The sequence below is a fragment of the Pseudonocardia nigra genome (assembly GCF_019396355.1).
GTDB classification, from domain to species: Bacteria; Actinomycetota; Actinomycetes; order Mycobacteriales; family Pseudonocardiaceae; genus Pseudonocardia; species Pseudonocardia nigra.
This window is the reverse complement of sequence record NZ_JAHKRK010000232.1, coordinates 1-12,530: the sequence shown is the minus strand read 5'-3', so window position 1 is coordinate 12,530 and position 12,530 is coordinate 1. Positions and strand designations below refer to the sequence as shown.

Here is a 12,530-nt window from a genome sequence, read left to right as displayed (position 1 = left end):
AGGGCCACCGCGCGGTCGCCACCCGCTACGACAAGCGCGACTACATGTTCCGCGGAACCATCGACGTCGCCTCGATCAGGATCTGGCTCCGCGACCCCGTCCCATGATCCAAGGGACACGCTCTAGTACCAAGCCGTTCGTTAGGCCGATGGCTGCTGCGTCAAGATCGGCTGTATGTCGATGGTGATTGTCGCGGGACGGCTGGGGCCGCGATGTCGGCCCTTGGCGGTGCTGGCCACGTACTTGGAGATCGCACGTTTGACCACGCGCGGGTTGGTACTGACCCGGCGTGCGGGCAGCAGCTGGTCGAGCACACGGCGGCCGATCACGCCGACGAGGTCGATCATGGTGTCGGCGATGACACCGGCCGCGGCAACGAGCTGATCACGCGCGGCGTGCAGGGCGACGGTGAAACTCCCGCGGTCGGGATCGACACCGGTCCGGTCCAGCGTCGCGTCACTGATCGCGATGCGCAGCGCCTGGTGGGTGATCAGCAGGGCGTAGATCTCCTGCGTAACCCCGGTCGGGGTGCGTGAGCGCAGGACCCGCCCACCCAGGCTGGCGGCCTTGATCTCGGCGAAAGCGGTCTCGATCTCCCACCGTTGGTGGTAGAGCTCGACGATCTCGACCGCGGGCACGCCCGCGTCGAGCACGGTCGTGATCAGCCGGTAGGTCTCCGCCCGGCGGCCGTCGCTGCTGGTGATCGTGACCTGGGCGGTGATCACCCGGACCTCCCCTCGGGGATGACCGTGTCCAACCGCGCGCTGATCATGCTCGCCGACCTGCTCCGCGAGCGACGCGCCACGCTCGGGACCCGGTGGCGGCGGCTCAACGCCGGCCGGCAAGCCCTGCTGGTCGTGGCCTACCTGCGCAAGGGCGAGACCTACGCCGACCTGGCCGGCGGGTTCGCAATCGGCACCACGACGGTCTACCGCTACGTGCGCGAGGCGCTCGACCTGCTCGCCGCACAGGCGCCCACACTCGAGCAGGCGCTCCAGGTCGCCCGAGGCAAGGCCTACGTGATCATCGACGGCACGCTGCTGCGGATCGACCGGGTCGGCATGACCGGCGGCCAGGACCGACCCTACTACTCAGGCAAACACAAGTGTCACGGCGTGAACGTGCAGGTGATCGCCGATCCGGCGGGCCGGCTGATCTGGGCCTCACCAGCGCTGCCCGGGGCCCGGCACGACATGGGCGCCGCCCGCGCCCACGGCATCATCGACGCGATCAACGGCGCCGGGGTGCGCGCGGTGGCCGACACCGCCTACCAGGGCGGCGGCCCGGCGATCCGCGTTCCGTACCGGCGCCGCCGACTGGATCCCGACACCCACCGCTACCGGCCGCTGCCGCCCAATCAGCGCGAGGTGAACACCGCCCACGCCCGCCAGCGCGGGCCCGGTGAGCGCGCCAACTCCAAGCTCAAGAACTGGAAGATCCTCCGCAAGATCCGCGCCAGCCCCAGCCGGGCAACGACCCTCGCCAAGGCCGTCCAGACGCTGATCATCGCTGCCTGACCGCAGGTTGGAAAAGGCTCATTGCTACCGGGCCGCCCTCCGGGCGCTCCTTGGCCCCGCCGCCTACTTCGACACGCCCACAAGCACGCGGAGGACCGACAAGAAAAGATCAACTACACCAACAATGGGGGTTGACCCGGGGTTTACCTGCCCCGCTCCTTCAGGGACGACCTGCGATGACGCTGCGGCCCGCGCTCAGAACAGCCCGCAGCTGCGGAACCCGGATCGGAGCGGTCTTCCTATTGACCCGCCACCCCTGGCGCATCTAACGTTCCGCATTCCGGATGAAAGATTCCATTACGCGGCTCCTGGCGACGCCGCCCGGTGGCTTGATCGTCAGGGTGTGTGATCGTCCGCAGCTGGTCAGGCCGAAGCATCTTCCCGCCCGTACGACCTACCGGGCTTCGGCACCGGCCGCTGAGACGCTCGCCGAGGGCCATCGAGGCCAGGTTGGAGGGACGATGGGCGCGGAGTCGCTCAACGGAGACGAATCTGCGGGCGTCGACGTGATCGTCGAGGCTGAAGATGCCGTCGCAAGCGACGTGACAGCCCAGTGGGCCATCGACCGACTGGCGGACGTGCTGATCGGGACGGGCCTGCGGCTGGGAGCGCCGGCTCAGGCGACCGGCGATGTACTGCGGATCGGGGTGGCGCTGACTCAAGGCCCCGGAGCCGAGCACCTGCCATGGGACGGCATGCGCGTGCCCGATGTCAGTGAGTCGTTCGCGATCCTGCGGACCACAGACGGGCTGAGCGTGGTGGGGTCGGACCCCCGTGGCCTCGCGTACGGCCTCCTCGAGCTGGCCGATGTCGCCGGCCTGTCCGAAGATTCTCTCGCCGCTCTTCGGTCGGTACGGCCGACCAGCCAGCGCCCGGCCACGCCTGTGCGCAGCATCTCCCGGCTGTTTGTCAGCGATGTCGAGGACAAGTCGTGGTTCGACGACCGAACGTTCTGGGACGAGTACCTGACCGAGCTGGCCACTCACCGTATTAACCGGCTCCAGCTCGGCCTGGGCATGCAGTACAACTACTCGCACGACCCCGACGTGCGGGACAACTATTTCTGCTTCGCCTATCCGTTCCTGCTCGACGTACCCGGTTACGAGGTGCGAGCGGAGAACGTCTCCGACTCCGAGCGTGATCGCAATCTTGAGACACTGCGGTTCATCAGCGACGAGGCGAAGCGACGAGGAATTCATTTCCAGCTCGGGCTGTGGAACCACGCATACGAGATGCTCGACAGCCCCGACCCAGCGTACCCGATCACCGGCCTCACGCCGGAGCGGCACGCCGAGTACTGCGCGGCCGCACTGGCAGCGCTGCTCCGCTGCTGCCCGTCGATCGACGGGCTCACCCTGCGCGTGCACTACGAGGGAGGTGTGCCCGAGCCGGGGCACGAGTTCTGGCGGACCGTGATGGCTGCGGTCACGACCGTGGACCGCCCTATCGAGCTCGACATGCACGCCAAGGGTGTCGACCAGGGGTTGATCGACGTCGCGCGCGAAACAGGCTCGCCTGTGGTGGTTTCCGCCAAGTACTGGGCAGAGCACCAGGGGCTTCCGTACCACCAAGCCTCGGTCCGGGAGAAGGAAAAGGCGACGGCGACGCCGGGGACCGGATTGCGGGCTCTCACCGCACACCAGCGGCGGTTCACCCGGTACGGGTACGGCGACTTTCTCCGGGAGGACCGCGGCTTCGACGTCATCTTCCGCTTTTGGCCCGGGACCCAGCGCCTGCTGCTCTGGGGTGATCCGGTGTTCGCCGCGGGCTACGGTCGCCTCGGGACGATCGGCGGAGCGCTCGGTGTCGAGCTGTGCGAGCCGTTGTCCTTCAAGGGCCGCAAGGCATCAGGCGTGCCGGACGGGCGGGACCCCTATGTCGATCCCGCTCTACGGCTCGGCCGGGACGACTGGAAGAAGTACCTGTACACCTATCGTCTCTGGGGACGGCTCCTGTACGACCCCGACGCGAGCCCGTCCTCCTGGCGAAGGTACCTGGTCAGTGAGTTCGGCGCGTCCGCTGAGCACGTAGAACACGCGTTGGGATTCGCCAGCCGGGTACTCCCGCTCATCACGACGGTGCATGGCCTGGGTGCGTCCAACAATGGCTATTGGCCCGAGATGTACGTCAACATGCCCATTGCGAACGGTGCCCGCTCCGACCACTATGAATTTGATACCGTGGAGCCAACCACGTTCGGCGGGATCAGCTCTTTCGACCCGATGCTCTTCGAGCGCATCAACGACTATGCCGACAACCTTCTGGCAGGCCGATGTACCGGCAGGTACACCCCCGATGAGACCGCGGGATGGCTCGAGCACCTTGCCGAGCAGGCAGAGGAGCACCTCCAGAAGGCGAACGCGCAAAGCCCGGACACGAAGGCGCCCGGCTTCCGGCGAATGGCGATCGATGTCGCATCCCAGGCAGGGCTCGCCAGGTTCTTCGCTGGCAAGAACCGCGCCGGACTGTCATACGCCTTATACGAACGGACACAGGATCCACACCATCTCGCCCAGGCAGTGCAGCACTACCAGACCGCTCGGGATGCGTTCGCCGCTGTCGCCCGGATCACGACGGGGATCTACCACCCCGATGTGACCTTCGGCAACCGACTGTCCGAGCACGGGCACTGGGCCGACCGGCTTCCTGCGATCGATCAGGACCTCACCGCGCTGAAGAGCGAGTACGAGAATGCCGCCCGCGAGGGCGTCCAGCCGAAAACCGCCATCCCTACCATTACCCCCGACACCAGGCCTCGGTTGAGTCACGATCCGGCCACATCGTTTTTCCCGGGCGAGGATCTTCCAGTCGAGGTCGAGGTCGACGGATCCCTGCGGGGACACATCGTCCTGTACTACCGCCATTTGAACCAGGGCGAGGAGTACCGCACCATCGACATGAGCCCAACCGATGGGCGGTACCGCACGATCATCCCCGGCAGCTACACCGACTCGAGCTATCCCCTCGCCTACTTCTTCACCGTGCATCACGAGTCGGGCGACGCCTGGCTGCATCCTGGGCTTGACGAGACGCTGGCGAACCAGCCGTACCACATCATCCGCCAGCAGCGGTGATCACCGGTGTGCGCGCTTACCGCCTCGATCCAGAACAACTTCCAGGCCGACCGCCGAGGAGATGCCGATGCCTACATCCACCCGTACTCCGGGACGCATGGAGATCGCACCATGAACAGATTCAGCACGAAGAGAACAGCCCGCGGACTGTCCGCAGGGGCGGCCGTGCTGTTGCTCGTCGCGGCGTGTGGCGGCGACGCAGACCAGACGGAAGAGGGGGGCGCCGCTGGGCCCGTGACCATCACCCTGCAGGAATGGATCGCCATCCCCGATACCCCACTGGGCGAGGTCATCAAAAAATTCGAGCAGCAGAACCCGGATATCAACGTCGAGCTGGCGCCACAGATTCCGTTCGGCGAAGAGTACGACACCCGAATGCAGACCCAGCTGGGCGCGGGCACCGCTCCGACGATCTTCCGCATGAACGACGACTTCCTCGGCAGCTTCTCGCAGGAAGGCGTGCTCAAGGATCTGAGCGAGTATACCGAGGGACTGGACAAGTCGCAGTACGTGGAGGCGCTGTACGACTTCGGCACGCAGGAGGACGGGACCTACACGGCGTGGACGGTGGGCGTCCAACCACGGGTGATCTTCTACAACAAGGACATGTTCGCGGAGGCCGGCGTCGACCTGCCTCCCACCGAGTACACCGACGAGGGATGGAGGTGGGAGGACTTCCTGGCCACGGCCGAGGCGCTCACCGTTCCCGGTCAGCGGTGGGGCGCGACGGTCTACCAGGACACGGGCTACGAGCAGACGTGGTCGATCAACAACGGCTCGGAGACCGGAATCTTCAGCGAGGACGGAACCGAGTTCACACTGTCGGAACCCGAGGCGGCGGAGGGACTGCAGTGGGTGGTCGACATGACGTGCGAACACCGGGTGCAGCCGCCGTGGTCGGAGCTGCAGCAGGACGACGCGGAGATCTCGTTGTTCGCCTCCGGACGGGTCGCGATGGTGGAGGCGGCCTTCAGCAACAACGCCCAGCTCCAGAACGTCGTGACCGACTTCGAGTACGACATCGCGCCGATACCCGGCAACGTCGCGCAGGTGAACGAGGGCAGCCTCTACCTGTACGTAATCCCCGAGAGCACTCCTCAGGCGGAGGCCGACGCCGCGTGGAAACTCTTGGAGTACATGGGTGGCGAGGAGGCGGCCACGATCTTCGCCGAGGGCGGCTTCTTCGTCCCGCTCAACCGCACCGCGGCCAAGGCGATCCAGCCGGAGCCGGGTGTCTCGCCGCAGAACATGGCCCTTCTCTCCGAGGCAGCCGAGCACTCGATCTCGCCCAACTTCCCGCCCGAGAACGCGTCCCTGGCCCGCCAGCTCTACCGGCCGCAGCTGGATGCGGCCTACAACTGCGAGCAGTCCGTCCAGGAGGTCCTCTCACGCGTCAAAGACCAGGTGGACAACGCTCTCGCCCAGGGATAGCCGACCGCGGCGGGTCCGCGAGCCGCTGCTCCCGGACCCGCCGCCTGTCCCGGACGGGATCCGCCGACGAGCGGTCGCCCTGAAGGAGACGCCGAGGCAGGAGGTACGGCAGTTGTCAGTCAAGGTGACCAACGGCCTTCCCGCCGGTGCTTCCGCTGCGGACGCCCAGCCGGGCCGACCCAGGCGTCATCGGCGCCAGGCGCTCGAAGGCTGGCTCTTCATCGCGCCGGTCGTGCTGGGCATCCTCGTGTTCCAGTTCCTACCCGTCATGGTCAGCGTCTACGCGTCGTTCACGGACTGGAGCGGTCTGAGCGAGCCCGAGTTCATCGGTCTCGACAACTACCGACGCATGCCCGATGACCCGCTCCTGCTGGAGACGATCGCCAACACCTTCTACTTCTCGGCGGGGTTCATTCCGCTGTCGATCGGACTCGGCCTGGGGCTGGCACTGCTGTGTACCGGAAGGATCCGCGGGATAGCCTTCTTCCGCACGGCCTTCTTCGTCCCCTACGTCGTGAACATCGTCGCCGTGAGCCTCATCTGGTTCTGGTTCTACTCCCCGTCACAAGGCGTCATCAACGGATTGCTCTCCTTGGTGGGAGTGGACGGCCCGGCTTGGCTCGCCGACTCGAGCTGGGCCATGCCCGCGGTCATCATCACCAGCGTGTGGCAGGGCGTCGGCTACCCGATGATCATATTGCTGGGTGGGCTGCAGGGAATCCCCACGTCACTCACCGAAGCGGCGACCATCGACGGCGCCTCGGCATTTCGACGGCTCCGCAGCGTCACGCTGCCGCTGCTCACCCCCCACCTGTTCTTCCTGTTGATCACGCAGTTCATCAGTTCTTTCCAGATCTTCGGCATCATCTTTGTGATGACCAGCGGCGGGCCGGCGAACGCGACCACCGTCTACATCTACTACCTGTACCAGAACGCCTTCGCCTACGGCCGAATGGGATACGCGTCGGCCCTGGCGATGGTGCTGTTCCTGTTCATCGGTCTGATCACGGCCGTGCAGTGGCGGCTGCAACGCCGCTGGGTGTTCTACGGCTAGCCAGGGCGCGACGGGGAGAGACCAGGAGGACGAGACGATGACAACCAGCGTGGACAGCGAGTTCCGGTCGTGAGGCCCGGAAAGGGCCTCTCGCCGGCCGCCCAGGTGCGTCGGGCCACCGGCCGAGGGCTGTACTACGCGGCGATGGTCGCACTCGCCCTACTCTTCCTGCTTCCGCTGATCTGGATGCTGAGTACCTCGCTGAAGACGGAGGCGCAGACGCTCTCGATCCCACCGACGTTCATCCCCACGGACCCGCAGTGGAACAACTACGTCGAGGTGTTCCGGATCGTCCCGACGTTCCTGTACAACAGCGTGAAGCTCGCCGTACTCAACGTCGTCGGCCTGCTGTTCTTCTGCTCACTGGCCGGCTACGCGTTCGGTCGGCTCAACTTCCCAGGACGTGACGCGGCGTTCCTGGTACTGCTGGCCACCGCGATCCTCCCCAGCATCGTCTACCTGCTGCCGCAGTACATACTCTTCCTGAACCTGGGCTGGATCGACACGCACTACCCACTGTGGGTGCCGCGGATCCTCACTCCCGTGATCGGCACCTTCCTGCTGCGCCAGTCCTTCAAGACGATCCCGAACGAGCTCGAGGACGCCGCCAAGATCGACGGCGCCTCGACGTTCCGGATCTACTGGCAGGTGATGCTGCCGCAGGTCAAGCCGGCGATGGCGGCGGTCGGCATCCTGACCTTCCTGGAGTCGTGGAACGACCTCTTCGGGCCGCTGATCTTCCTCAACTCACGGGACCTGCAGACGCTGCCTGTCGCCCTTGCCCTGTTCCAGGGTGAGTTCCTGACCCGGGTGGACCTGCTCATGGCCGGGGCGACGATCAGCGTCGTGCCGGTCCTGGTCCTCTTCTTCGCCGCGCAGCGGTACTTCATCCAGGGGATCAGCATGGAAGGACTCAAGGGATGAGCCGGACGGGGCGGGTGCGGGCATTACGCGGTGCGAACGTCGGCGGCGCTCGGTGACCGCGCTCGCTCCGGACACGGGACGTCGGCGGGTGGGCGCCCTCCTGGCCCGTGTCGCGGCCCTGGTCCTCCTGCACGGCGCCTGGGTGTTGTGCGCCGTTCCGGTGGTGACCTGGCTGACCGCGAGTACCGCGATGGCCCACAGCCTGAACCGGTGGGTCATGTATGGCGACGACCGGTTCCTGCACAACTTCGGCTCACAGTGGCGTCGGCACTGGCGCCGGACACTGCCGGTCGGCGCCATCTCGGCACTCGTCCTCGTGCTGCTGCTGGCGAACCTGCTGTTCCTCATGTCCCGGGACTCGGCGCCTGCCGTGCTCCTGCTGATGGGCACGATCGGGCTGATGCTGGTGTGGGCCATGCTGAACATCTCGTTGGTGCCGGTGCTCGCCCTCTTTCCCCGACTGGCGATCAGGAGCTGCTTGCGGGAGACGTTCGTGATGACGTTCCGGCACCCGTTCTCCACGATCGCCACGGTGCTCGGCTGCATCATCGCCGCGGCCGTCCTGTTCCAGGTGTCCGCGGCCATGCTGATCTTCAGCGCCGGTATCACCGGATATCTCGGGTTGCGGCTCTGCCATCGCAACCTGAGCTCCGCGGAGCCGATGAGAGACCCCGCGGCCACGGAGTTGGGCTAGCGACGCTCGATCGACCGACGCCCGTCGGGCCGGTCAACGAAAGGTAGGAATTCGTGTCTGATCGCTCCGCCGGAAATGTCGACGAGAGGCCCTGGTACCGGCGCACGTACCGGTGGGGTCAGACCAACCTCACCGAGCTGGACCCGGCCCGCTACGACGGCGAGTGGTGGCGGGAGCACTGGCGCCGGACCCGTGTCCAGGGGTTGATCGTCAACGCCGGTGGGATCGTCGCCTACTACCCGAGCCGCTTCCCGTTGCACCATCGGGCGGTGCACCTCGGGGACCGGGATCTGTACGGCGAGATCGTCGCCACCGCCCGCGAGGAGGGACTGGTCGTCCTTGCCCGAATGGACTCCAACCGCGCCGATGAGCGCTTCTACCTCGAGCACCCGGACTGGTTCACCGTCGACTCCGCGGGCCGTCCGTACCGCTCGGGTGACCTGTACATCTCCTGTGTCAACAGCCCGTACTACGAGGAGTACCTGCCGGGCGTGTTGCGCGAGATCATCGACCGCAGCTCCCCCGAGGGTTTCGCCGACAACAGCTGGAGCGGCCTCGAACGGTCGCGCATCTGCTATTGCGGGAACTGTGCCTCGAAATTCGCGGCAGCCACCGGGTTCGACCTGCCACGCTCCCACGACTGGGACACCGACGCCTACCGGCGCTGGATCGCCTGGAACTACGCCCGCCGTATCGAGATCTGGGAGCTGAACAACCGCACCACCAAGGAGGCGGGCGGCCCCCACTGCCTGTGGCTCGGGATGAACGCCGGAAGCATCGAGACGCAGAGCGAGCGCTTCCGCGACTTCCGGGCCATCTGTCAGCGCGCCGAGATCCTGATGCTGGACTCGCAGTGGCGCAAGGACGCCACCGGCTTCCAGAGCAACGGCGACATGGGGAAGCTCATCCACGGACTCCTCGGGTGGGAGAAGCTGGTCCCGGAGAGCATGGCGATGTACGACGCCGGGCTGCCGACGTTCCGGCTCGGGAGCAAGCCGGAGCCCGAGGCGCGGATGTGGGCCGTTGACGGGTTCGCCGGTGGCATCCTCCCCTGGTGGCACCACATCGGGGCCGACCATGACGACCGCCGCCAGTACCGGACCGCGGCCCCGTTGTTCGCGTGGCACGAGGCCAACGAGCAGTACCTCGTCGACCGCGAGCCGGTTGCGAGTGTCGGCGTGGTGTGGAGCCAGGAGAACACCGACTTCTACGGCCGGGACACCCCCGAGGAGCGAACGGCGCTGCCCTACCGCGGCGTCATCAACGCCCTCATCCGGGCGCGGGTCCCGTACGTGCCGGTTCACGCCGACGCGATCGACCAAGCCGGGGCGGGTCTGACCGCCCTCGTCCTGCCCAACGTCGCCGCGATGTCGGATGCGCAGTGCGCGCAGGTGCGCCGTTTCGTCGAGCGCGGTGGCGGCGTCGTCGCGACCGGCGAGACCAGCCGGTACGACGAGTGGGGGAACCCGCGCGCGGACTTCGGCCTGGCGGACGTCTTCGCGGCGCACGCCACCGCGGCGCATCACGGTTCCTCCGGACCGTCGGACCCGGGTTGGGAGTCCTGGTCCGCCCACACCCACCTCCGGTTGACTCCCTCACGGCGCGGGCGCAACGACGGTCCGCGGATTCCCGGGGAGCCTGAGGTCACCGGTGAGCGGCATGCGGTTCTGGACGGATTCGAAGGCACTGACATCCTTCCATTCGCCGGCCGTTTGGAGTTCGTCAGTACCGATCCCGATGCCCAGACGCTGGCGACATTCGTTTCACCGTTCCCCATCTACCCGCCGGAAACGGCGTGGATGCGCCATCCCGAAAGCGAGGTGGCCGCGCTGGTCCTGCACGAGCCCTCCACGGGCGGCCGGGTGGCCTATCTTCCTGCCGACGTCGACCGCTGCTTCGGACGCGACAACCATCCCGACCATGCCGAGCTTCTGGCCAACCTCGTGCGCTGGGCAGTGCAGGAGCCCCTGCCCTTGTCCGTCGAGGGAGCCGGTCTGCTCGACTGCCAGCTGTACCGGCAGCGCGACAGGCTGGTGCTGCACATGGTCAACCTCACGAGCGCGGGCACCTGGCGATCCCCGATCCATGAGCTGATCCGTGTCGGGCCGTTCCGGGTCCAGCTGCGGCCGGCCGAGGTCGCCGACGCATCCGTACACCTGCTGGTCGCCGGCAGCGACGTCCCCGCGGCCGTAGAGAACGGCGTGGTCACCTTCGAGGTGCCCGCTGTCACCGACCATGAAGTCGCAGTCGTGGCGCTGTGCTAGAAGCCGGACGTGACCAACCCGAAGGAGCAGATCGATGCCGAACGAGCGCGTGAACATCCCGCACGTCCTGGACGACCCACCGCCCTTCCACCAGAAACTGCTGGACTACGGCGAGCGGCCGTACTGGTCGGCCGACGGCAGCCGGATCGCGTTCATCGAGCAGAACTACGGCGACGCCTGCGAGATCGACCTGGCGACCGACAAGGTGCGCAACCTGACCAAAGACCTTGGTGATCACCACTCGTTCTTGCGGGTACTGATCCTGTCGAACGGTGACTACCTGTTGATCGGTCCGGCGAAGTTCAAGGACCGCGACGTCAGCCGGCGGGTGGAGTCCGAACTGTGGGTGCTGGACAAGAACCTGAACCGTCCACCCAAGCCACTGGGACGCAGGATCGCTGAAGGTGCCGGCGTATCCGCCCGGGAGCCGAGGATCACCTACGCGGTGACCGGGCGCAACGACCCCAGCATCGGCGGCCCGGACGTGCACGAGTGCCACGTCACCGACATCGCCTACGGCGACGAGGGTCCGGGGCTCGGGCAGGACAGGGTTTTCTACCGCACCCGCGCGGGAGCCGCGCCCGAGCCGCAGGACTTCCGGCACGACGACACCGAAGTCATCTTCGCCGAGTACTCGCACCGGCGGGTGGCCGGAGTGACACCGGATGCCCGGTGCGTCGTCAAGGGCTATTGGCTCGACAACGGGGAGTTCACGACCTACATCACCGAGTCGATGGTTCACAACGAGCCGGAGGGCATCTTCCCCGACCAAGAACACATCTGCCTCGAATCCTCCTGCGACAACGACTCGGATTATCCGCCCCAGAATCTGTGGAAGCTCAAGCTGGACGGTTCGCAGGAGCGCGTTCGCATGACGTCCATGCCTGCGGACCGCACCTGGAAGGCGACGAACTCCAACGTCAGCCCCGACGGGCGCTGGCTTGCCTTCATGGTGGCCCTGCAGTCCGACGAGTCCGGGTACGGTCGGGGCCTCGGCCTGCTCGACCTTCATGCGTGGGGGCAGAGCCCCGAGTCCCAGCAATGGGAGACGCCCACTTCCCGAGCGCAGGCTCAACACGACCCAATGCCGCGTAGCCTAAGTTGATCAATTCGTTGACCTCCTAGTTCGTGATCGGGCGCGTGGGCGCCGACCGGTTCGACACCGTGCTCGGTTGGTTGGTGCAGGGCCTGTGCGCGGCTGTGGTACCGGCCGGGCGGCGGCGCGCGCTCGCGATGGACGGCAAGACCGTGCGCGGCTCGCGGCACACTGACCGCGGCGGGGTCACCGCGCCGGGCCGGCATCTGCTCGCGGTGATCGACCGTAACCATTCACGTCCCGAGGCCGGGATCTCATGGCGTGTCGCTGCGTGATCTCGCCGCCGCGGTGTGCTGATCATGTGGGGTGTCCCGGTCGGAGCAGCCGTCGCGCGAGGGGCTCGTCGCGCTGGTCGAGCAGCAGGCCCGGCTGATCGCTGAGCAGGCCGCGCGGATCGAGGCGCTACAGGCCGAGGTTGCAGAGCTCAAGCGCCGGTTGGGGCGCACCTCGCGGAACTCCTCGCAGCCGCCCTCGAC

At 66.8% G+C, this 12,530-nt stretch carries 11 protein-coding genes; 10 read left to right on the top strand and 1 reads right to left on the bottom strand.

The window, feature by feature from the left end:
* Positions 1-140: 140 nt before the first annotated feature.
* Positions 141-725 carry a transposase gene (locus KME75_RS35080; protein ID WP_308283371.1) on the bottom strand — a complete coding sequence of 195 codons (585 nt, stop codon included), beginning with the start codon at positions 723-725 and terminating at the stop codon, positions 141-143.
* An 18-nt stretch (positions 726-743) separates the two neighbouring features.
* Between KME75_RS35080 and KME75_RS35075 the strand changes: the two genes are divergently transcribed.
* From KME75_RS35075 to KME75_RS46350, 10 genes are all read left to right on the top strand, one after another.
* Complete coding sequence (locus tag KME75_RS35075; RefSeq protein ID WP_219419244.1) at positions 744-1,517, top strand: transposase family protein; 774 nt, start codon at positions 744-746, stop codon at positions 1,515-1,517.
* A 461-nt stretch (positions 1,518-1,978) separates the two neighbouring features.
* The gene (locus KME75_RS35070; protein ID WP_219419243.1) at positions 1,979-4,591 is read left to right on the top strand and encodes a hypothetical protein; all 2,613 of its coding nucleotides are present in this window, start codon (positions 1,979-1,981) and stop codon (positions 4,589-4,591) included.
* A 234-nt stretch (positions 4,592-4,825) separates the two neighbouring features.
* Positions 4,826-6,022 (top strand): ABC transporter substrate-binding protein, encoded by a 1,197-nt coding sequence (locus tag KME75_RS35065; RefSeq protein ID WP_219419242.1) that lies wholly within the window; start codon positions 4,826-4,828, stop codon positions 6,020-6,022.
* 112 nt (positions 6,023-6,134) lie between these two features.
* On the top strand, positions 6,135-7,076 hold the full coding sequence (locus KME75_RS35060; protein ID WP_219419241.1) for a carbohydrate ABC transporter permease: 942 nt from the start codon (positions 6,135-6,137) through the stop codon (positions 7,074-7,076).
* 69 nt (positions 7,077-7,145) lie between these two features.
* Positions 7,146-8,000 carry a carbohydrate ABC transporter permease gene (locus KME75_RS35055; RefSeq protein ID WP_219419240.1) on the top strand — a complete coding sequence of 285 codons (855 nt, stop codon included), beginning with the start codon at positions 7,146-7,148 and terminating at the stop codon, positions 7,998-8,000.
* Between the two features lie 88 nt (positions 8,001-8,088).
* On the top strand, positions 8,089-8,694 hold the full coding sequence (locus KME75_RS35050; RefSeq protein WP_219419239.1) for a DUF624 domain-containing protein: 606 nt from the start codon (positions 8,089-8,091) through the stop codon (positions 8,692-8,694).
* Positions 8,695-8,747: 53 nt separating this feature from the next.
* A complete protein-coding gene (locus KME75_RS35045; protein WP_219419238.1) occupies positions 8,748-10,958 on the top strand; it encodes an alpha-amylase family protein in 2,211 nt (736 codons plus the stop codon).
* A 34-nt stretch (positions 10,959-10,992) separates the two neighbouring features.
* A complete protein-coding gene (locus KME75_RS35040) occupies positions 10,993-12,063 on the top strand; it encodes a hypothetical protein (RefSeq protein WP_219419237.1) in 1,071 nt (356 codons plus the stop codon).
* Positions 12,064-12,086: 23 nt separating this feature from the next.
* A complete protein-coding gene (locus tag KME75_RS35035) occupies positions 12,087-12,329 on the top strand; it encodes a hypothetical protein (protein ID WP_219419236.1) in 243 nt (80 codons plus the stop codon).
* A gap of 31 nt (positions 12,330-12,360) precedes the next feature.
* Positions 12,361-12,530, top strand: a 170-nt coding sequence (locus KME75_RS46350) for a DUF6444 domain-containing protein (protein ID WP_308283372.1), incomplete at its 3' end; no start/stop codon positions are given.